General features: G+C 32.6%; 22 protein-coding genes. 2 read left to right on the top strand and 20 right to left on the bottom strand.

What is annotated here, in order from left to right; all coding sequences use genetic code 11:
- Window positions 1–116 precede the first annotated feature (116 nt).
- A complete protein-coding gene (locus tag ACTJFD_RS04505) occupies window positions 117–986 on the top strand; it encodes a polysaccharide deacetylase family protein (protein ID WP_442259914.1) in 870 nt (289 codons plus the stop codon).
- A gap of 123 nt (window positions 987–1,109) precedes the next feature.
- Here ACTJFD_RS04505 and ACTJFD_RS04500 read toward each other — a convergent pair whose 3' ends face one another.
- From ACTJFD_RS04500 to ACTJFD_RS04405, 20 genes are all read right to left on the bottom strand, one after another.
- Entirely contained in the window at window positions 1,110–1,721 is a 612-nt protein-coding gene (locus tag ACTJFD_RS04500; protein WP_442259913.1) for a lysozyme family protein, read from the bottom strand.
- A gap of 29 nt (window positions 1,722–1,750) precedes the next feature.
- Complete coding sequence (gene dltD, locus ACTJFD_RS04495) at window positions 1,751–3,022, bottom strand: D-alanyl-lipoteichoic acid biosynthesis protein DltD (RefSeq protein WP_442259999.1); 1,272 nt, start codon at window positions 3,020–3,022, stop codon at window positions 1,751–1,753.
- The gene (gene dltC / locus ACTJFD_RS04490; protein ID WP_442259912.1) at window positions 3,012–3,242 is read right to left on the bottom strand and encodes a D-alanine--poly(phosphoribitol) ligase subunit DltC; all 231 of its coding nucleotides are present in this window, start codon (window positions 3,240–3,242) and stop codon (window positions 3,012–3,014) included. The genes dltD and dltC overlap by 11 nt, the downstream gene beginning before the upstream one ends.
- A 23-nt stretch (window positions 3,243–3,265) precedes the next feature.
- On the bottom strand, window positions 3,266–4,489 hold the full coding sequence (dltB, locus tag ACTJFD_RS04485; protein ID WP_442259911.1) for a D-alanyl-lipoteichoic acid biosynthesis protein DltB: 1,224 nt from the start codon (window positions 4,487–4,489) through the stop codon (window positions 3,266–3,268).
- Complete coding sequence (gene dltA, locus ACTJFD_RS04480) at window positions 4,486–5,994, bottom strand: D-alanine--poly(phosphoribitol) ligase subunit DltA (RefSeq protein WP_442259910.1); 1,509 nt, start codon at window positions 5,992–5,994, stop codon at window positions 4,486–4,488. Before dltA ends, dltB begins: the two co-directional genes overlap by 4 nt.
- A 20-nt stretch (window positions 5,995–6,014) precedes the next feature.
- Complete coding sequence (locus ACTJFD_RS04475; protein WP_442259998.1) at window positions 6,015–6,164, bottom strand: teichoic acid D-Ala incorporation-associated protein DltX; 150 nt, start codon at window positions 6,162–6,164, stop codon at window positions 6,015–6,017.
- A 461-nt stretch (window positions 6,165–6,625) separates the two neighbouring features.
- Window positions 6,626–7,879, bottom strand: coding sequence for a murein hydrolase activator EnvC family protein (locus ACTJFD_RS04470; RefSeq protein ID WP_442259909.1), 1,254 nt, complete (start codon window positions 7,877–7,879; stop codon window positions 6,626–6,628).
- A 206-nt stretch (window positions 7,880–8,085) separates the two neighbouring features.
- Window positions 8,086–8,760 carry a phosphate signaling complex protein PhoU gene (gene phoU, locus ACTJFD_RS04465; RefSeq protein WP_442259908.1) on the bottom strand — a complete coding sequence of 225 codons (675 nt, stop codon included), beginning with the start codon at window positions 8,758–8,760 and terminating at the stop codon, window positions 8,086–8,088.
- 29 nt (window positions 8,761–8,789) lie between these two features.
- Entirely contained in the window at window positions 8,790–9,542 is a 753-nt protein-coding gene (gene pstB, locus ACTJFD_RS04460; RefSeq protein ID WP_442259907.1) for a phosphate ABC transporter ATP-binding protein PstB, read from the bottom strand.
- An 11-nt stretch (window positions 9,543–9,553) separates the two neighbouring features.
- The gene (pstB, locus tag ACTJFD_RS04455; RefSeq protein WP_442259906.1) at window positions 9,554–10,363 is read right to left on the bottom strand and encodes a phosphate ABC transporter ATP-binding protein PstB; all 810 of its coding nucleotides are present in this window, start codon (window positions 10,361–10,363) and stop codon (window positions 9,554–9,556) included.
- 13 nt (window positions 10,364–10,376) lie between these two features.
- Window positions 10,377–11,261, bottom strand: coding sequence for a phosphate ABC transporter permease PstA (gene pstA / locus ACTJFD_RS04450; RefSeq protein WP_442259905.1), 885 nt, complete (start codon window positions 11,259–11,261; stop codon window positions 10,377–10,379).
- Window positions 11,262–12,182 carry a phosphate ABC transporter permease subunit PstC gene (gene pstC / locus ACTJFD_RS04445; RefSeq protein WP_442259904.1) on the bottom strand — a complete coding sequence of 307 codons (921 nt, stop codon included), beginning with the start codon at window positions 12,180–12,182 and terminating at the stop codon, window positions 11,262–11,264.
- 34 nt (window positions 12,183–12,216) lie between these two features.
- Complete coding sequence (locus tag ACTJFD_RS04440) at window positions 12,217–13,053, bottom strand: phosphate ABC transporter substrate-binding protein PstS family protein (RefSeq protein ID WP_442259997.1); 837 nt, start codon at window positions 13,051–13,053, stop codon at window positions 12,217–12,219.
- Window positions 13,054–13,304: 251 nt separating this feature from the next.
- Window positions 13,305–14,183, bottom strand: a complete 879-nt coding sequence (gene ftsX / locus ACTJFD_RS04435; RefSeq protein WP_442259903.1) for a permease-like cell division protein FtsX — start codon at window positions 14,181–14,183, stop codon at window positions 13,305–13,307.
- The gene (ftsE, locus tag ACTJFD_RS04430; RefSeq protein WP_442259902.1) at window positions 14,176–14,862 is read right to left on the bottom strand and encodes a cell division ATP-binding protein FtsE; all 687 of its coding nucleotides are present in this window, start codon (window positions 14,860–14,862) and stop codon (window positions 14,176–14,178) included. Before ftsE ends, ftsX begins: the two co-directional genes overlap by 8 nt.
- 104 nt (window positions 14,863–14,966) lie before the next feature.
- A protein-coding gene (prfB, locus tag ACTJFD_RS04425; RefSeq protein ID WP_442259901.1) for a peptide chain release factor 2 occupies window positions 14,967–16,068 on the bottom strand; the annotation gives its coding sequence in 2 pieces (ribosomal slippage) (window positions 14,967–15,995 and window positions 15,997–16,068; 1,101 coding nt in all).
- A 58-nt stretch (window positions 16,069–16,126) separates the two neighbouring features.
- Window positions 16,127–18,655, bottom strand: a complete 2,529-nt coding sequence (secA, locus tag ACTJFD_RS04420) for a preprotein translocase subunit SecA (RefSeq protein ID WP_442259900.1) — start codon at window positions 18,653–18,655, stop codon at window positions 16,127–16,129.
- Between the two features lie 176 nt (window positions 18,656–18,831).
- Window positions 18,832–19,374: a ribosome hibernation-promoting factor, HPF/YfiA family gene (gene hpf / locus ACTJFD_RS04415; protein WP_442259899.1), complete on the bottom strand. Its 543-nt coding sequence runs from the start codon at window positions 19,372–19,374 to the stop codon at window positions 18,832–18,834.
- A gap of 146 nt (window positions 19,375–19,520) precedes the next feature.
- Window positions 19,521–20,231, bottom strand: coding sequence for a ComF family protein (locus ACTJFD_RS04410; RefSeq protein ID WP_442259898.1), 711 nt, complete (start codon window positions 20,229–20,231; stop codon window positions 19,521–19,523).
- Entirely contained in the window at window positions 20,224–21,540 is a 1,317-nt protein-coding gene (locus tag ACTJFD_RS04405) for a DEAD/DEAH box helicase (protein ID WP_442259897.1), read from the bottom strand. The genes ACTJFD_RS04410 and ACTJFD_RS04405 overlap by 8 nt, the downstream gene beginning before the upstream one ends.
- A 104-nt stretch (window positions 21,541–21,644) precedes the next feature.
- Between ACTJFD_RS04405 and ACTJFD_RS04400 the strand changes: the two genes are divergently transcribed.
- Window positions 21,645–22,577 carry an alpha/beta fold hydrolase gene (locus ACTJFD_RS04400; protein WP_442259896.1) on the top strand — a complete coding sequence of 311 codons (933 nt, stop codon included), beginning with the start codon at window positions 21,645–21,647 and terminating at the stop codon, window positions 22,575–22,577.
- Window positions 22,578–22,625 lie beyond the last annotated feature (48 nt).

The following is a 22,625-nucleotide window of genomic DNA, read 5'->3' as shown; positions in this document are numbered from 1 at the left end:
GAATTTTACCACAAACAATTTAAAGACTCAATTTTGAAAAAAAATAACTAAGCTAGTTGATAGATTTCAACAGTTTTGATACACTTTAGTTTAAGAATGTAAATTAGGAGGTTTGTATGAAAAAGTGGATTTGGCTTTTATCAATTATTTTAGTTATTGAATTAGGGTTAGTTGGGTATTTTTATGTTATCAAAGAATTTCAGACAGAACCTAGACAAGTTGCTAGTACCAAAGTAATTTCACACATTGAAAAAACAGTGCCAAAGACGAATCCCGTCCTTATAAAAAAACTACCCTTTAAAAAATGGGAGGACGTGGAAGGACCTACAAGTTTTCCAATATTAATGTATCATAGCTTAATGAAAAGTGATGATGGTAATACTCTAAAAATTGATCCAGAAGAATTTGAACAACAAATGAAATGGCTACATGATAACCAATACTATACATTAACAACAAAGGAAGCTTATCAAGTTCTTTCTAAAAATAAAGCTCCCTCAAAAAAAATGGTCTGGTTAACTTTCGATGATGGCTACCTTAATAATTATACTGAAGCTTTTAGAATTTTAAAAAAATATAAATTGAATGGGACGATTAATTATATTACCTCAAAATTGGGTTCATCAAATTATTTTAGTGTGGAACAAATGAAGGAAATGAAAAAAAGTGGCGTAATCGATATTCAGAGCCATACAGTCAACCACATCAATTTAGACGAACAAAGCGATCAACAGATAAAAGAGGAACTTATTCAATCAAAAAAATGGTTGGATGAAACGCTTAATCAAAGTACGCAATTACTTTGCTATCCTGCCGGACGCTATGATGAACGAGTTCAATTAATTGCTAAAGAAGCTGGTTATGACTTTGCTATCACAACAGATCCTGGTCTCGCTACAAGTGATGAAAATTTCTATTCTCTAAAACGAGTTAGAATAAATCCAGGCTTAGACTATACTGCTTTTGGAGCCGTTATTACTAATTAAAAAGGGGCTCTATAATAAATAGGACTGATGAGAATTAAAATTCTTATCAGCCCTATTTTTATTTTTGATGAAAAAAATAGATCATATTACCATTATAAAGTCACTGTTATAATTTAATATATGTTAAGAAAATAAACGCAAGAGTTTCAAATGCCATTTGACATTTTCTGAGTAAAGAAAATTTCCGCCATTTTTATAAAGATATCCACCATTATATATTAAAGCCAAAGGAGATTTATAAAAATAAGTTTCTTGTGTCGTATTACCTAATAAAGGTGCTAATACGTCTCGTGAATATTCTTCTGCTAATTCTATAGAGCTTTGATTACTGTGCTTAGCAATGAAATCAACATAGTTCAATCCAAAATTATAAGCTTGAACCCCTGTCCAAATATCACAATTATTTTTTTTCGCATAATTAAGAACTTCAGCCAAATGTTCAACACCAGAATCGATACTTTCCTCACTTGTTTCAATTATATTTTGCTCACCATAACGACTTTCGCTACTTTGCATAATATCAATATGCTCACCTTTAGTTTCTGTATAGATAATAGCAAGAACAATGTCACTTTGTTCTTCAATATGATATTTTTTTGTTGCCTTTTCTACAGTAGACTGCCACTTTAGAACTTGATTTACTTCTTTATTCAACTTGAAAAGCCAACCGAAAATTACCAGAGCGGCAAAAATAAGGATCAATTGAATAAATTTTACTCGTTTTCTTCTTTTCACATTTTTACCACACTTATATCATTAAAAATTTACTCTGAATATTCTTTCATCCATTCTTCAGATAAATACTTTTTAGTTTTTAAATCATACTCACGTTTATTACTATCTTTTAAAAACTTTTGTAAATTTTGATCTAAATCCAACCAACCGACCCAACCAATATGTATTGTATCCTGCATGAAATAGGGAACATCACGATCATAAGTAAAATCTGCAATCTGATTAAACCCTTGATCTTTTAATTGTTCGTTAATTTTCTTACTAAATGTATTTAACATTTCTTCAGAAATCCCCGTATAATCAGACCATAATTCATTAACAGGTGGTATCACAAATAAACAATCGATATTATTGTCCGCTAAAACATTTAAAATTAACTGAAAATCTGCAAACTCAGGAGATGAAACATAATTAAAGTTAATTTGAGAATTTTTCAATTGATCTTTCATTGGTAATATTCTCTTATTATAAAATCCATTATTAACTTTAAACTCATTATTGTCTGTCTTTTTTTCACCTATTTTATTAGCCAATGTGTTTAATTCGTCAAAATCGTATCTGTTAGGTAAATTTTTCATTTGATTATCGATCTTTTTTTCTCTTGATTTTACAACCATGCGACTAAATAATTTATCTTCATTTTCTAGTAACTGGTAACGCAAATACGCGCCTTTTAAATCACTCTCACTTAGTTTCTGTTTGCTTTCAATTTTTTGTAATAGTCGTTTTAATTCTGTATCAGAACTTACATTTTCAAAACTCAATAAACGTTTTGCTAAGTACTGATCTGCTTCACTAGGCTCATCAATGCCACCCAACCATTGATAAGTTTGCAATGGCGAATAGAAAAATGAAAACATTTGGGAACTAACTCCCTCTTTAACAAACCATTGTGGTGAAATAATAAAGACAATCTTTTTATCTTTCAAACTATCTTTCATTGAATTTAACATCAATAAATGCGTCAACGATTGAGTTCCTGGTGCACCTAGTAAAAAAGGTTCATAGGGTCTTTCATACTTTTCAGCTAAAACAGATGGATGAAAAGTATCAACTCGACTTAGCTCTGAAGAACCAAAAAAAGGAAGGTATTTATTTTCTTCAACTGCAGTATTTTTTATAAGATTTCCTTTTAAAACATTAACTGACATTGATGAGGCAGCCTTATGGATCGTTTTATCTGAGGGACGTTCGAACCAAGTTTTTGGAAAAACTAGAATAAGAATAACTAGTAAAACTGCGACAGTTACGGGTCCAATAGCTGTTAGTAATTTTTTTTTGTTTTCATGATTACAAGGCAGAAACTTGATCAATAATTTGTTGAGGTGTCGCCCACTCACTTCTCTCATATTCAGAAACTGGTACTGTCAATCCTAGTTGTCCATCGATTTCAACTAACATTTGAACGGTTCCCATTGAATCAAGAATTCCCTCTTCATATAAATCTAAAGATAATTGATTACTCAGATCTGTACCTGTTAAGTCTTCTAGTATTTCTAAAATTGTTGTTTTAATATCCATATTAATAAGCTCCTTATTTTAAATTAAATTGATGTAAAATGTTTGATTAACACATCGATAAACCCTGAAAAGATTAAAAAACTAAAACAAACAGCATTAAATGTAATAAAAATAGATAATGCTTTTGTTGCACGATTACTTGGCAATTTTTCTTTATGTTTCTTCTTATAACGTAACCAAGCATCATTAATGCAAATAAGTGACGCATGATATAGTCCGTAAACGATGTAATGCCACTCTAATCCATGCCAAACACCCATTAAAAGAAATAATGCAAAATAACCTATATTTGAAGCGACAATTCGACTTTTAAAAACCTTTTTCTTTAATAAGGTAAACATTAGTCGCATATAAACATAATCTCTAAACCAAAAAGATAACGACATGTGCCAACGATTCCAAAAATCCTTAATATTTTGAGAAAGAAAAGGTTTATTGAAGTTGATAGGTGTATCATACCCCATTAAATAACTTGTTCCTACTGCAAATAAACTATAACCCGCAAAATCAAAAAATAAGTAAAGACTATAAACATACATGTAGCCAATCGTGCCTAGAAAGACGCCACTTTTACTTAGTGCCATCTGCTGAACGAGAGGCAATAACTGCGATCCCAAAAAATAGCCAAGGATAAACTTATATAAAAAGCCTAAGAAGATAAAATGAATCCCTTTACCTAAAAATTCAATATATTTATCTTTCGTCGGTGGAGTTTCTAAATCTTTTGTAAAACGACGATAGCGATCAATTGGTCCCGATGAAATAGTTGGAAAGAAGATTAAAAATTGAATATAATTACTTAATTTATAATCTTTCAAAATCCCATCACGCATTTCCATAATGACTTGTACTGATTTAAAAGTCAAATAGGAGTAACCTAAAAAGCCAAAAATTGTTGTTGATACTACAAATGGCTCAAGTTTTATAAGAACCATAGGTAAAATACTTAAAAAGACAGTCAGATAAAAAACCAATGATTTATTTTTTTCTTTACGATAGTTAAAGTACCATGCTGTCAGTAAACACTGCCAAATAATATAAATAATTAATGAAATCCCTTGTTTTATATTTGGTCCGGCAAAACCCATCCATAAAAACAAAAGAGTGACAATATTTTGATACCACATCACTCGTTTACCACGTAATGACATTAAAATTAAAGGTAATAAAAAAATAGCTAAAAGAATAAAATAGAATGGTGTTTCATAAGGAGTTAGAAATGGAAAATTATCAACAATATAACTCATGTTGGATTCACCTGACTAATTAATGCCTTACGATCAACCTTTCCATTGATACTAAGTGGTAAACTCGTTACAATTTCAAATTTCTGAGGAACCATATAGTCCATAACATGTAATCCTAACTCTTTTTTTAATTGTTTTGTCTGTTCTTTTACATCTATTTCCTCTAATGAATCCTCTAGAACAACGAATGCTATTAGCTGTTGTATTTTGCCTAGTTTATTATACTTTGGAACAACACAAGCACTTCTCACACTATCAATTAAGAGTAAATGATGATCAATGTCCCCCAATTCAATTCTGAAACCATGCCATTTAACTTGGAAATCTAACCGGCCTCTATAAAAGAGTAACTCATTTTTTAATAAGCCCGCATCGCCTGTTCGGTAAGCTTGTTCACCTTCATATTCAAAAAAAGAGGCTTGTGTTTTTTCACTATTATTGAAATACCCTTTAGAAACACTAGGACCAACAATAACAATTTCGCCTATCTCTCCTTCTGGTAAAACAGTTTGAGCGTCGTTCATAATTAATAATTTAGAATCACTTTTAATATGTCCTAACGGTAAACGATCCACCTTTGCCATTAACTCATTCGTCAATTTGATGCCTGTCACTGCTACCGTTGCTTCTGTAGGACCATAAGTATTAAATATTAACGCGTTTGGAAAACGTTCCATTAATTTTATTGCAACCGGTCGAGGTAATTCTTCACCACAAAATTGAAAATTTTCTAACTCAGGTAATTTTTCACTATTAAAATCTGGACTCAATAAACAAATTTCAATCATTGATGGTGTTGATACCCACACATTAATTTTTAACTCAGGTATTCTTTTAAATAAAGTTGGAAAATGGTCAACTTCTTTTTTATGTAGTGGAACTAACGTTCCCCCTGTTAATAAAGCTGGATACAAATCCATTACAGATAAATCAAAAGAAAATGGTGCTTGACATAAAAAACGTTGACCTGTCTTCAATTCAAAATCTGTTAGCATCCAATTTGTATAGCTTAGTAAGTTATCATAAGATATCTGGACACCTTTTGGTTTACCAGTTGTTCCTGACGTAAAGATAGTATAATAATTTTGAGTTGAAGTAACAGGTTTTAATACCAAATCACTCAAGTTATTTTCTATTATTTTCTGGTATTTATCTTTTGAAATTACAGCTGTTTCAAGCGGCCATTCCTCCATTGCAAGAACTGTGCACGCTTTTGCTTCCTCGATAATCATTTTCAAACGATCGTCTGGCGTGTGTGCATCAACAGGCACATAGCCATGTCCTGCTTTTGTACAAGCAATAAAGCAAACAATCATTTCACTAGAATGCCCACCATAAACAATAATTGTTTGATTATCTGGATAAGTATTTTTTAAAAAAACAGCCAAATTATCTGATTTTTCTTCTAATTCTTGATAAGTTAATTGATCATTTAAACCATCAAAACAAAGCTGTTTTGGAGTCTTTATTGACCATTCACTAATTTTCTCCAAAATTTTATTCATAAAAAATCAAACCTCCTCCATTAAAATTGATTATAAATAAATGAGCCTCCACCTACATGACTATAATGGTATAGATAAATGAGCCCTAATAAGATTGCAGTATAAAGCAAAGATTTCCCAACAAATTTTGCCCAATATTTAAGATTTTCATTTTTTTTCATTTTTTGAATTTCCATTATAAATTCCCCCTATTTGTTATTTCTAAATAAATTATACTCTTAACTTTCATTCTTTATATCAAGCAATTGATGTAATTTATTCTAGGTCTTTGGACCGATTTAAATTAAAATACATCTAATAGCTACCCTTAAAAAGTATACAAGATTTTCAGATTTTTCAATCCTTGTTTTTAAAATCTGAGTTTCTTTAACTTTTCTTTATATTTTCAGAAAAAAGTTACAATAGAATCTAGTTTTAACAATAGGTACTTCTTACACTATACTCTAAACATTTATATTTTTTTTGTCAATTAATCATATTTTAATAATTTAATCTTTATTATTTTTTAAATATCTTTCATATAAAAGGAATGATCCTTTTATTTCCTTTTTTTTAGCGATTTGCTTCTGGATTTTTTACAAAAAAAAAAGAAACACATACCCAAAATTCTGTATGTGTTTCTTAACTTTTTTTAAATGCCAATGAATGGACTAGGATCCATAAAACCACTCCACAAACCAGTACTGATACCGAAGTGTAAATGAACTCCTGTTGAATTGCCAGTCGTTCCCATTAAACCAACCACATCTCCAGCATTAACATTCGTTCCTGAAGCTACACCTAATGAATTAAAATGCATATAATAAGTATAATAGCCATTATCGTGTTTTATAATAACATGATTTCCTGCACTTGGATGATAGCTTGATTCAACAACAACACCTGCTCTGGATGCAAAAACTGGTGTATTTAAAGCACCACTCATATCAATCCCATCATGGAAATTACCAGCACTTCCTGTAGGGTCTACTCGTCCACCAAAACCACTGGTGATATTAATACTAGATAATGGACGTTGGAAACCACTTGTAGATAAAACAGATTGATTATTGTTAGTACTGTTATTGCTTGCTCCTGGCTTACTTGTCGTTTTACCTAAAGAAGTTGGTTTGCTATTGATTGCGTCTTCAGCTTTCTTTTGAGCTGCTTGAGCTGCTTTAACTTGAGCTGCCATCTGACGTGCACGTTCAGCATTTTCTCGTTGGATGCGCTCTGCTTCAGCCTTTTGAGCAACTAATGTCTCTTTTTTACCTTTAGCACCTTCTAAATTTTTAAGAATAGTTTGTGCCACTTTTAATTGTTCTTTTTTAGAATTTTCTAAATCTTGCTCTTTGATTCTAAGTTCTTCAGCTTTAGCTAAAATTTCTTGAACTTTTTCTTCTAATTCTTTTTGTTTTCTAGCTAATTCTTCTTGGTCTTTCTTTTGTGCTTCAATGATATCAACATTATTAGTAATCAAAGTTCGATAGGCAACCGTACGACCAACCGCATCTGAAAGTGAAGATGATTCTAAAATAACATTCAATAAATCTTGTTCGTCCTGATTAATTTGAGCAGAACGAGCTTGTTTTGCAATCTTATCTGATCGCTTTGCAATCACTTTTTCCAGCTCTTTTATTTCTTTTGATATTTTATTAACATCTTTTTCTAAGCCTAATTTTTCGTTCATTAGGTTTTCTTTTTCTGCTGATAGTTCTTTAATTGTTGTTTCTAATCCTGCTAATTCAGCATTAATTTGTTTTTCTTGATTAGATAACTCATTTATTTTTTTCTCTTCCGTTGCAATTTTATTATCAATTGATTCAGCAAACACCAAATCAGATGTTGGAACTGCAGCTAAGATAGAAACAGCGAATGTCATCGCTAATAATTTTTTATACTTCATTTTATTTTATAACTCCTATCAACTTTTTATTACCCAAGTCTTATTATATCATAAATAAAAATAAATTAATTTACGACTTTGTTACAATTAGATTTCTTTCGAATACGGATACTTTTAAATTAAAATAAAATAAAGTAACTTCTCCCTCTGGCTACCACCAATCGAGAGATAGTTACTCTACTTATACAGTCTTATTGATACTGATTTTAATCTGTTACATTCTTCATTTCTAACTCTGATATTTTTCCAGTTTTTAAATAAACAATCCACTCGCAGACATTAGTTACATAGTCTCCAATACGTTCAAGATAGCCTGCAACTTGTAAGTAATCCGCTCCCACAATAACAGTATCTGGATTTTCTTGCATTGCTTCGATAGAGTGACGATAAATCGATTTAAAGTATTCATTGATATTTCGATCACTCGTTGCTATTTCAATTGCTCGTTGTTCATCAGTATTTATATAAGCTACTAAGACCTCATCAACCATTTTAGTAACTTCATCGGCCATTTCAGAAATCTCTTTTTCAATTTCTAATACTCGTTTGTTGCCTTTAACACGAATTGTCGATTTAGCAATGGCTACTGCATGGTCGGCCATACGCTCTAAATCGCTACTTGCCTTCATAATCGTCACTATTGATCTTAAATCGGTCGTTACGGGTTGTTGTAAAGCAATCATTTCAAAACTCTTTTTTTCTAAATCTTGTTCTTTTTGATTGATAGATACGTCCCCTGCGATAACCTCTTTAGCTAGATCCTTATCGTGGTCAATAAATGAATTTACAGATTTATTGATTGCACGACTCACATCTTTTCCCATAACGTAAAACTTATCGTGTAATTTTTTTAAATCTTTTTCAAATTGTGTTCTCAGCATACTATCATTCCTTCATTATATTTTATAAATTAACCAAACTTACCAGAAATATAATCCTCGGTTTCTTGCTCAGAAGGGTTAATAAATATTTTTTTTGTTTTATTATATTCTATCAAGTTACCATCTAAGAAAAAGGCTGTCTTATCAGATATTCTTGATGCTTGTTGCATATTATGCGTTACCATAATCATGGTGTATTGTTTTTTTAATTGTAATAATAAATTCTCTATTTTACCACTCGAAACAGGATCTAGAGCACTTGTTGGTTCATCTAACAAAATAACATCTGGTTTTACCGCTAAAACCCGTGCGATACAAACTCTTTGTTGTTGACCACCTGAAAGAGATAGTGCACTTTTATTCAGTTTGTCCTTTACATCATCCCAGACAGCCGCGGCAACTAGACTTTCTTCAACAATCTGATCTAACTCTTGTTTTGAATGTTTTCCATCTAAACGCAAGCCGTAAATGACATTATCATAGATTGAAAAAGGAAATGGATTAGGTTGTTGAAAAACCATCCCAATTTGTTTTCTTAATCCTACAATATCAGTTCTAGGACTGTATATATCTTGATTATTATAGGTGACTTTCCCAGTAATTGTTACTGAGGGAATTAAGTCATTCATGCGATTAAGTGTTCTTAAAAAGGTTGACTTACCACATCCAGATGGACCAATTAACGCTGTAATTCCACCTTTATCAAAATCCATAGTTATCCCTTTTAACGCTTCATTTTTACCATAATATAAATGTAAATCATTTGATTCGATAATTGACATATTCACCCTCCTTAACCAAAGTGACCTGAAACGTAATCTTCCGTTGATTGAATTTTTGGTCTAGTAAATATTTTTCTTGTTTTATCATACTCTAAAACCTTGCCCATATAAAAGAAAGCAGTATAATCACTGATACGTGAAGCTTGTTGCATATTATGTGTCACAATAACAATAGTGTAGTTTTTCTTTAAGTTAAGTAATGTTTCTTCTACCGTACTTGTTGAAATCGGATCTAGGGCACTTGCGGGCTCATCTAAGAGTAAAATATCTGGTTTCATAGCGATTGCTCGTGCAATACATAATCGCTGTTGCTGACCTCCTGAAAGGGCAAGTGCACTCTTATTTAAATCATCTTTTACCTGTTCCCAAAGCGCTGCTTGTTTTAAACTAGTTTCAACAATTTCATCTAATTCTTTTTTATCTTTTAAACCATGCTGTTTTAAAGCAAATGTTATATTTTCATAAATGGACTTACTAAAAGGATTAGGTCTTTGAAAAACCATCCCAATATGTTTACGCATCTCATAGACATCAATTGCATTTGAATTAATATCAGTATTGGCATAAATAATTTTTCCAGTCACTTTTGTATTATCTATTTCATCATTCATTCGATTTAATGAGCGTAAATAGGTTGATTTTCCACATCCAGATGGTCCAATCAAAGAAGTGATTTTATTTTTTTCGAATTGTAAAGAAACACCTTTAATAGCTTCATTATCTCCATACCATACACGAACGTTCTCTGTTTCCAAAGCAATCTTTTTTTCTTTAGGATTAAACTGGATAATGTGTGTGTCATCTAAATTATATTTTTTCATGTCTTTACCTGCCTCACGCTGATGTAATTTTCTTATGAAGTTTCTTACCGATAAATCGTGCTGAAAAATTAAAGATTAGAACGGCTAAAATCAAGACTGCTGAAGCACCAGCTGATACTTGAGCGCCATCAGGCATATTTCCTTCACTGTTCACTTTCCAAATATGAACGGCTAAGGTCTCTGCTTGTCTAAAAATATTTAAAGGACTTGAAATACTCAATGGATTCCAATTAGTAAAATCTAACGCAGGTGCACTTTGGCCAGCAGTATAAATTAAAGCTGCTGCTTCACCAAAAATCCGTCCTGCACCAAGGATAACACCCGTTAATATTCCAGGTAATGCTTCTGGAATAACTACTTTTGTGACTGTTTCCCAACGAGATAAACCTAAAGCTAAACCAGCCTCACGCTGAGTAAAGTGAACTGCTTTTAGAGATTCTTCTACATTTCTAGTTAACAATGGAAGATTAAAAAATGTCAAAGCTAAAGCTCCAGATATAATTGAAAAACCAAATCCCGCTTGAATAACAAAAATTAAAAAACCGAATAAACCAACAACAACAGAAGGCAAAGAACTTAAAACCTCAATTGATGTTCTGATAACACTTGTCAACCAATTTTTCTTAGCATACTCTGATAAATAAATACCAGCCCCCAATGAAATGGGAATACTAATAATCATTGTGATAATTAGGAGATAAAATGAATTAAACAACTGAATACCGATTCCCCCACCTGCTTGAAAACTCTTAGAAGGTTGCGTTAGGAAATTAATGCTAATATGTGGCACGCCTCTGACTAATATATAAAGGATTAAACTGGCTAAAATGGCGATAATAATTCCAGCAATTCCGTAAAGGATACCAGTAGCAATTTTATCTGCTTTTTTTGCATTCATTTACTTTATAGCCCCTTTCTTCCCAATTAGACGAGTAATAATATTAAAGAAAAGTGACATTAATAGTAATAGTAAAGCTAACGACCAAAGAACGTTATTTTCCAACGTACCCATAATAGTATTACCAATTCCCATCGTTAAAACACTCGTTAATGTTGAGGCTGGAGTTATTAAATTATGTGGTAATAACGCTGCATTTCCTATTACCATTTGGATTGCTAAAGCTTCACCAAAAGCACGAGCCATTCCAAAAACAACGGCTGTCAAAATACCTGGAATTGCTGCTCGTAAAACTACTTTATAAATCGTTTGCCAACGAGTGGCACCTAAAGCCAAAGAGGCTTCTCGATAATGTCTTGGAACTGATTTTAAAGCATCAACTGTCATTGATGTCACCGTTGGTAAAATCATAACAAATAAAACAAAGGTTCCTGCTAAAATACCAAAACCAGATCCTCCAAAAACATTTCGAACGAGAGGAACAATAACGGATAACCCAATAAACCCATAAACAACAGAAGGGATCCCTACTAATAACTCAATAACGGGTTGAAGTATTTTTGTTCCTAATTTAGGTGAAATCTCGGTCATGAAAACAGCCGCACCAATGGCAAACGGAGTGGCTATTAATGCTGATAAAAAAGTAACGATAAATGAGCCTGCTAGCATTGGAAAAGCACCAACTAAAGGCTTACCATTTTCACCAACTTGACTCGGGTTCCATTCTTTACCAAAGATAAAATCAAAAACATTTACTTTATCGACAAAAAATGTTGCTAACCCTTTACTTGCTACAAAATAAAAAATGGCGATAACGACTAAAACAATTAACAAGATAGCAAGAAAACTAATCGTTTTTCCAAAACGTTCTAATTTTGCCTTTTTCGACTTCTTTAGTAATTTCTGTTGTAAATCTTCCACAAAACTTCCTCCTAGTGATAGGTTTTAGAAATAATTATTTCAACTTTCCGGTTGCATCTCTTTCAACGTTCATTTTTGAAACTGGGATATAGCCTAGTTGAGGAACAATCTCTTCTTGAACTTCTTTCGTTTGCATATATTCCAAAAAGTCTTTAGTTAGACCTTTAGGCTCCCCTTTAGTATACATATGTTCATATGACCAAATAATCCATTTATTATCCATCACATTTTCCTCAGTTGGTTTTATACCATCAATGGTTAGTGTGCCTACTTCTTTTGTCACGTAAGAGAAAGCAACATAACTTATGGCTCCCGGTGTTGTACTTACAATTTGACGAACCATTCCTGTTGATTCTTGCTCTTGAGAAGGTTTTGAGTCTTTGCCTTTCAAAACCCACTGTTCAAACGTATACCGACTACCACTTCCTGATGCTCGATTAATTAAGACAATTGGAATATCCTTACCGCCAACTTCTTTCCAATTAGTTACTTCACCAGTAAATACTTTACCTAAATCATCCAGTGAAATGTCCTTAATTCCCACTTTTTTATTAACGATTGGTGTTAAGCCAACGACTGCCACACGGTGATCAACGAGTTCTTTAGCATCAATTCCCGCTTTTTCTTCCGCAAATAAATCTGAATTTCCGATTTCAACAGCTCCTGACTGAACTTGACTTAAGCCAGTTCCACTTCCGCCGCCTTGTACATTAATAAATTTACCTAAATTATTACTACTGTATTGTTCTCCCGCAGCTTCTACCAAGGGTTGCATTGCCGAAGAACCAACTGCATTTATTGACTCTCCATTATCAATTTTCCCACAACTTGCTAAGATGATCGTTAAACCAAATAACAGCACAAGTTTCATTACATTTTTCACAAGGCTTGCCTCCTAAATTTACATTCACTTTTCATATTAATTTCCTCAATCTAAACATATAATTATAGATGTTAAATTGCAAGTCATTTTACATTGATTTTACATACTTTTTGTCTTTTTAATAGAATTCAAATTTAAGTAACATTTAAAACTGAAATTAAATAATTCCCTTCAGACAATAAAAGACGGATAAAAAACTCTTATCGTTTTTTATCCGTCTCTTTTAATTAACGTTCTATCTAAATTCTTAAGAACCGACGCATTGAGAAAACTGAACCAACGGATCCAATCACTACTCCAATAATCACTAACATAGCATTAATTTGAAGTACTAAATGGGTAGGTCGAATTAAATCGTAAGTCATCATATTTTTTGCAAATAAATAATACACTTGAGAATAACCAAATGAAATTAATAATAATGGGATAATTGAGCCAATCACACCTATAAAAGCACCTTCTAAGAAAAATGGCCAACGAATATAACCGTTTTTAGCTCCCACTAATCGCATAATTTGAATTTCTCGTTTTCTTGAAATAATTGTAATTCGAATGGTATTAGAAATCAAGAAAATGGCAACAATGATTAAAAATGCACCTGCAACTGTTCCCCAAAGTCTAACATTTTTAGAAAGCGTAAATAATTTATCTGATTTTTTTCCACCATAGTCAGCTTTATCAACATTCGGTAATGTTGTTACTTCTTTTTGGACAGCTTGAATATTATCTGTATTTTCTGGTGTTAAAACAAAAACATCATATAATGGGTTATCGTCTCCATCAAATAATTTAAACGTATCACCCAATTTATCCGTTAGTTTTTTATATTCATTTTCCTTACTAGAAAATAAAACTTTTTTTACACCTTCAATATTGTTTAACTCTTCACCCAATTTTTGTGTATCTTCTTCAGAAGTTCCAATTTCAACAAAGACAGAGATATCAACATTATCTTTAATATCATCTGCAACCTTACTCACATTTAAAATGACGGCTAGAAAAACACCCACTAAAGTTAATGTAATCGATACAGCACTTAATGAAGCCATCGTCATCCAACCATTACGTTTTAAATTTTTTAAAGCACTTCCTATATGTCTAAAAAAGTTTCTAATCATCGTAACCATAATCCCCCTCGTCTTGATCTCGAGTGATTCGTCCATTTTCTATCGCCAATACACGATGACGAATAGTATTAACAATGGTACTGTTGTGAGTTGCCATCACAATCGTTGTTCCCTGACTGTTAATTCGTTCTAACAACTCCATAATTTCCCACGAATTTTCTGGATCTAAATTTCCGGTTGGTTCATCTGCAATCAAAACTTTGGGTGTGTTGACAATTGCTCTTGCAATAGCGACACGTTGTTGTTCCCCACCCGATAATTCTGTAGGAAAAACTCTCACTTTATGTTTTAAGCCAACTAAAGATAGAACCTCTAATACTCTTTTCTTAACTTCTCTAGGTTTTTTACCAATTACCTGCATAGCATAGGCCACATTTTCATAAACTGTCTTCTGTGTTAATAATTTATAATCCTGGAAAACAATGCCTATCTCACGTCGTAAATAAGGTATATTTCGATTACGAATCGTTAACAAATCATAACCACAAACATTTAAAGCTCCTTTAGTTGCTCTTTCCTCGCGATACATCATTTTAATAAAAGTAGATTTTCCAGCACCACTCGGGCCTACTACATATACAAATTCACCTTGATTAATATTTACGGTTATGTTTCTTAAAGCAGTCGTACCGTTCGAATATTTTTTGGTTACTTTTTTCATTTCAATCATTGATATTCTCCCCGACTTTTTATTTTAATTCAATTTATCTTATACATTATATCATGACTAGATGACCTTACTACGATGAATTCATTACATTTATATGTCATTTACTAATTATTCTTCCATCGTAAATAAGCATCTATAAATCCATCTATATTTCCATCCATTATCGGCTCGGTATTCCCCACTTCAAAATTAGTTCGATGATCTTTAACCATTGAATAAGGATGGAAAACATATGAGCGAATTTGAGAACCCCAACCAATTTCTAACTGTTCTCCTCTTAGTTGCGCCGCTTCTTGTTCCTTTTTCTCAATTTCTAATTGATACAGTTTGGCTTTTAACATGGACATCGCTTGTTCTCGGTTTTTAAGTTGTGACCGCTGAGCTTGACTTGCAACGATCACACCTGATGGCACATGAGTAATACGTACAGCAGATTCAGTCTTATTTACATGCTGCCCACCTGCACCACTAGCTCGATAGGTATCCACTTTTAAATCATCTGATTTAATTTGAATATCAATGTTATCTGTCAATTCAGGCATCACATCAACAGAACAGAAAGACGTATGACGTCGACTATTCGAATCAAAAGGTGAAATTCGCACCAAACGATGAACGCCTTTTTCTGATTTTAAATAACCATAAGCATTGTATCCTTTGATTAACAAAGTGACACTTTTAATTCCTGCTTCATCTCCAGCAAGATAATCTAAAGTTTCTACTTTAAAACCTTTTTGATCCGCCCACCGATGATACATTCTTAAAAGCATACTTCCCCAATCTTGAGATTCTGTTCCTCCAGCACCTGGATGTAATTCTAGGATAGCATTATTTTTATCATAAGGCTCACTTAACAACTGTTCTAACTCATATGCCTCGATAACTTGCTTAAATGATTGTATTTGCTCGACTAGCTCAAGTTGCATGTCTTGATCGGGTTCTTCTTGTAGCATCTCATTCAGAGTAAGCAAGTCGTCTAACTGAACCTCTAACTCTTTGAATGTTTCATATTTTGCTTTGATATTATTATTTTCATCAATAAAAACTTGAGCTTTTTCTGAATCATTCCAAAAATCAGGTTGCGACATCTGATAATCAGCTTCTGCAAGTCTCTCTTCTAACTCTTCTAAGTCAAAGAGACCCCCTAAAATTATCGATTTTGACTTTAAACTCACTTAGTTTTTGATTTATTTCATAAGTTTCCATTTCAATCATCCTTTCAAAAAGGAAAACGACTCAGTTTCACTAAGTCGTCATTTCTTTTTTATGCTGGTTTACCGTGACAATTTTTATATTTCTTACCACTGCCACATGGACATAGTTCGTTACGTCCAATTTTTTCATCGACACGAACAGGTCTTTTCTTTTCATCATTTGCTACTTGACCTTGTTCTTGTGTTGGGTGAACTGCTTCACCCTGTGTGACTTGTTCTCTCTGAACATTTTGACGAATTTCTGATTTCATAAAGAGACGGGTCACTTCATACTCAATTGCACCGACCATCTCTTCGAACATTTGGTAACCTTCCGTTTGATAATCAACGAGCGGATTGTTTTGTCCATACGCACGCAAACCAATTGATTCTCTTAATTGATCCATCGCGTCAATATGATCTGTCCATTTTTGGTCAACTACTCTTAAAATAACTACCTTTTGGAATTCTAATAATTGATCTTCACTACTTAGAATTTCAACTTTTTCAGAATAATTTTCTTTTGCTCTAGCAAAAATAAGAGCTTTTATTTCTTCAGGTGTTTTGCCTTCAAAATCATTTAATGAAATTGAATCTTCATGCGCAATAGTTAAGCCCACAAAATCAACAAGGCCTTGTAAATTCCAATCTTGTTTTTCTCCTTGTGTGTGCCCCTCAACATAACGAGCGACTGTACGTTCGACCATACCTAAAAGGACTTCTTCTAAATCACTATCTGCAGTGATTACTTGATAACGTTGCTTATAAATAACCTCACGTTGTTCACGCATTACGTCATCATATTGAAGAACATTTTTACGAGTATCGTAGTTATTACCCTCCACACGCTTTTGAGCACCTTCCACTTGTTTACTTAACATTTTACTTTGAATAACAGCATCTTCATCTTCCATATTTAAACGATCTAAAAAGGCTTTTATTCTTTCTGAACCAAAACGTTTCATTAAGTCATCTTCTAATGAAAGATAAAATTGAGTTTCTCCAGGATCACCTTGACGTCCTGCTCGACCACGTAACTGATTATCAATACGGCGTGACTCATGTCGCTCAGTCCCGATAACGGCTAAACCACCTGCTTCGATAACTCCTTGGCCTAAACGAATATCAGTACCACGACCCGCCATATTTGTTGCAATCGTAACTGACCCTTTTTGACCCGCATTCATGATTATCTCCGCTTCTCTAAAATGGTTTTTCGCATTTAAGATTTGGTGGGGAACATTGGCCTTATTTAACAAATCTGAAAGTAATTCAGACGTTTCAACTGCTACGGTACCAACTAAAATTGGTTGTCCTTTGAGATGACGCTCTTTAATATCTGCAACGACAGCTTTAAATTTACTCGTTAAGGTTGGATAAAGTAAATCTTGACGATCATTTCTGACAATTGGACGGTTTGTCGGAATTTGAATAACGTGCATATTATAAATTTCACGGAATTCTTCTTCTTCTGTTTTTGCCGTACCAGTCATTCCAGATAATTTATTGTACATACGGAAATAGTTTTGGAACGTAATATTAGCTAATGTTTTAGTTTCATCTTCAATCTCTACGCCTTCTTTTGCTTCGATTGCTTGATGTAAACCATCAGAATAGCGGCGACCATCCATAATACGTCCAGTAAATTGGTCAACAATCATAACTTTGTTGTCTTGAACAACATAATCAATATCTTTAATCATGATAAAGTTTGCTCTCAATGATTGATCTAAATAATGTGTTAATGATGTATTTTCGATATCATAAAGATTGTCTAAATTGAAATGTTTTTCTGATTTAGAAATTCCTTCTTCAGTTAACGCGATTGTTTTTGATTGCACGTCGATTTTATAATCTTCTTCATTTTTCAATGTTTTGATAAAACTATCTGCGCGATTATACATTGCTGTTGATTTTTCTGCTTGTCCAGAAATAATTAATGGTGTTCGGGCTTCATCTATTAAAATTGAGTCGACCTCATCTACGACTGCAAAGTTTAATGGACGTTGAACCATCTGATCACGATAGACAACCATGTTGTCTCTCAAATAATCAAAACCTAACTCATTATTTGTTGAATAAGTGATATCACAATTGTAAGCTAAACGTTTTTCTTCAGAATCTTTAGAGTTGATGTTTAACCCTACCGTCAAACCTAAGAAATTATATAGCTCTCCCATTTCATTGGCATCACGAGTTGCTAAGTACTCGTTAACTGTAACAACGTGAACTCCTTTACCCGAAATTGCATTTAAGTAAACAGGCATTGTTGCAGTTAGCGTTTTTCCTTCACCTGTTTTCATTTCTGGGATGTTACCATCATGTAACACAATTCCACCCATTAATTGTACTTTATAAGGGAATAGACCTAAAACTCGTTTTGCAGCTTCACGAACTACCGCAAAAGTTTCTGGTAATAATTGATCTAAAGTTTCACCTTTTTGATAACGTGTTTTAAACTCTTCAGTTTTCGTCTGAAGCTCCTCGTCTGTTAATTTTTCAATTTCATCTTTAAAACTTTCAACTTGGTCTGCAATTCGACCTAATCTCTTTAATTCTTTTTTATCATTTTCTATTAATTTCTTTAAAAAGTTTGCCATGTAATTAAATCCTACCCTCTCATCAGTATTCTATTGTTTTTTATAATGAGGTCATCTTATACATTTTAGCATTAGTTATTACAAAATTAAACCAATTATTCATAAAAGTTCGATAAAATGTTATAAAAGTGATGAAAACCCATGAGTTATCATGGGTTTTCATCACTTTTAAAGATTTAATTTGTTTCAATTAAACCGTATTTACCATCTTTACGTTGATAAACAATACTTGTTCCGTTAGTTTCAGCATCTTCAAAGATGAAGAAGTTGTGTCCTAACATGTTCATTTGTAAAACCGCTTCTTCACTATCCATTGGTTTCAATGATAAACGTTTCGTACGAACAATTTCTAAACTTGGTTCTTCAATAGCTTCAACTTCTGGAGTAGCAACTAATGGTATGCTATTTACAACTTGACGAGATTTGCGATTAATTTTAGTTTTGTATTTTCTGATTTGACGTTCTAATTTATCAGCTACCAAATCGATACTTGCATACAAATCTGGTGATGTTTCTTCAGCTCTTAAAACTAAATACGGAAGTGGAATAGTCACTTCAACTTTAGCCGTTTTATCAGAATAAACTTTTAAATTCACATGTGCTGTAGATTCTGGTGCATCTTGGAAGTATCTTTCAAGTTTACCGATTTTTTTCTCAACGTATTCTCTAATCGCTTGAGTTACTTCAATATTTTCTCCACGTACATTATATCTAAACATATTAATTGCCCCTTTCGCCTACCTATCTCAGTAAAAGAAATGAAAGAAAGGACCACTCTTATCTCCCATGTCTTTTCATCTATATTATAACCAATTTTCCTTTAAATGACAAATATCTTAACTAAAAAATCGGTTTCACAAGTTATTTATCGAGCTAACGAAAATGAGCGTATGTTCTTAAATCCTTTATTTAACAAACATTGTCGAGCACATGCTATTGTTTTGCCTGTTGTATAAATATCATCGACTAATATAATCTTTTTTTTATTTTCAACTTTTTTATAGGTTGGATTCCATAAAAAAGGTTGCTCTAAAGATAAACGTTCTTTTTTTGACTTTTTAGTTTGACTGATTGTTTCTTTTGGTTTAATTAAAAAATTATCATAAGAGAGTCCACCACTGCTTAATAATTCAATCACTTGATTAAACCCTCTTTGTTGAAAGGTATTTGGCGCTAATGGAATAGGGACTAATGTATATTCTTTTAACAGGGGTTTTAAATAACTAAACAGGTCCCAAGCAAAAACTTTCGCTAATTCGAGATTTCCTTCAAATTTATAATGACTAAAAAAAGTACTCATCGAATCCGTGTAATAAAACAACGACGTGTGATAAACAAACTTATTTTTATTTTCTTTCTTCCACCTTAAACAATCACTACAAATCGATTGAGTTTTATCTAACTGTTTTAAACAATAAGGACAGTGTTTTTTACTCAAATCAATTTTTAAAAACTCTTGATAACAAGGCTGGCAACATTGATTAAATAAAAAAGGCTGAAAGTTAATTAATTCTAACAATTTGACTGAATGGGTAAATGGCTTTTGACAAATGGCACATTTATTTTGTTTAATCATTTGCATTCATCTCTTTGATTTGAAGAATTGCTTGTTTCATTGCTCGACTTTTACCACTATGTATAAAATAAACAGATCCCGTTGGAAATTGTGGAGACCTTCCCACTCGTCCGGCAATTTGAACTAAACTAGATGGATTAAATACTGGATGATCTGCTTGAATCACAAGCACATCAATATTAGCAAATGTAACCCCTCTTTCTAAAATTGTCGTAGTTAACAACCAATCGATTTTACCCATACGCATTTTCAAAACTTTTTCTTCACGATAAAGATCACTCGAATAAACAAAAGCAAGTCTTTTTCTAGGAAAAAGACGTTTTAATAATTGATAACCTTTTTTTAAAAGTGCAATACTTGGGAAAAAAACTAATAAATGACGGTGTTGTTTTTTTAATATTTTTAATAATTTGATAGGACAATTATTTTCATTTATTTTTTGACTCAATCGCCAAATCCAAATCTCTCGTGGGACTGGTAAAGGAAAACCATGAAACCGCTGGAATAAACAACTAATATTCCCCTGACTTTCTTCAATAAACTTATAATCTCTAGGGCTAGGTGTCGCTGTTAAAAAAAATAGACAGCCTTGTCTTTTTTTTGCTTGAAAGGTTCCATAATGTAACGCTACATTTTCAGCATAAGGAAAAGCATCTACTTCATCTAGTATAATGACATCAAACGCATGATAAAAACGAAGTAACTGATGAGTTGTACAAATGACAAAAGGAGCATATGTATATTTTTCTTTAGCCTCTCCATATAATAAAATAATTTTTTCTTTTTGAAACGCTTTCTGAAGACGAGGATAAAGCTCCAAACAAACATCCACTCTTGGACTTGCAATTGCGACTTGTTTTCCTTCAGATAATATTTTTTGAATTAATGGAAAAAGCATCTCAGTTTTCCCTGCTCCCGTCACAGCATGAACTAAATGATTTTTCCGATGACGATAAGATTGAACTAATTCTGAAGCTACTTTTTTCTGTTTTTTCGTCAAATGACCTTGCCAAGTAAAATCAACCTTATGTTTTCGACCTTTTTTCTGACGATAATAATATAATTCAGACAAAGTATCGACTCTACCTAAAATGAGGCATTCTGGACAATAATAACTATTTGGAAGACTTAATTTCACATCTTTTTTTAAATATTCCGTCCCACAACGAACACAGATAATTTTTTCATCTTCCTCAACCATTGATAATGAATGAGATAAATAATTAAATACTTCTTGAGAAATATTTAATTTTTCCAAATCTTTATACAGCAAACGCCTACCATAAAGTTCTTCCAATTTAGGTTTCATTTCTTAAACTCCTTTAAAAGAATAATCGAATGACTAGTTGTCTGACAATAAATAGACTATAATAATAGTATTCAATTTAAAATACGTAAAGGAAAGGATTTAACATGAAAAAATTTTTTGTCATTGAGTCTATGGATGAAAAGACCGATTTAAATGGGATTATTTGGCAACCAGAAATCACTTCTCAGCCTAAAGCTATTCTTCAAGTTGTTCATGGCATGGCTGAATTTATTGAGCGCTATGAGCCCTTAGCTGACTTTTTTAATCAACAACGGATTTTAGTGATAGGTCATGATCACTTAGGGCACGGTGATTCTGTTGATCCCGAAAATCCGCTTTACGGTTATTTTTCTTCAAAAAATGCGACGTCGATTTTGATTGAAGATACTTATCAAATCACCGATTACGTAAAAAAAAGATATCCAAACGTTCCCCTCTTTATTTTAGGTCACAGTATGGGATCTTTCGTTCTAAGAAATTACCTAAAGAAATATAGTCAACAAATTGACGGTGCGATCTTAATGGGAACCAGTGGACGACGTGATGAAATAAAAGTGCTAAGAAAATTACTTAAGGGGCTAAATACCATTAGCCCAAAAATCGTCAACCGTGGAGTTCATCAGTTAATGTTTGGTCAATTTAATAAAAAAATCCATCGCCCAAATTCAAAAATGGCATGGCTATCTAAAGATGAAGAAAATGTCTCTTGCTATGAAAAAAATGATAAATTAGGTTTTATCTTCACTAACAATGGTTTTTATACTCTCGTTTCCTTAATGGATGAAGCAACTAAAAAAAATTGGTATCAAACCATTCGAACTGATTTGCCTATCCTCATTATTAGCGGTGAGCAAGACCCGGTAGGTCAATATGGGAAAGGCCCTCGTAAAGTAGCTATGGATTTAAGTGATCATTATTTTAATAATGTCACTTTAAGACAATATCACGAACTACGACATGAAATTTTAAATGAGCAGGAGCAAGAAGAAATCATGTATGATTTATACGACTGGCTAACTGCTCAGCTCCTTAAATAAAACAAAAAAGACTGAGAACTCACTACAAAACTGGGGTGTGTCTCTCGT

Origin of the sequence: Vagococcus sp., from assembly GCF_052102835.1 — a bacterium.
Taxonomy (GTDB): Bacteria; Bacillota; Bacilli; order Lactobacillales; family Vagococcaceae; genus Vagococcus.
This window is presented reverse-complemented; position numbering and strand designations above follow the sequence as displayed.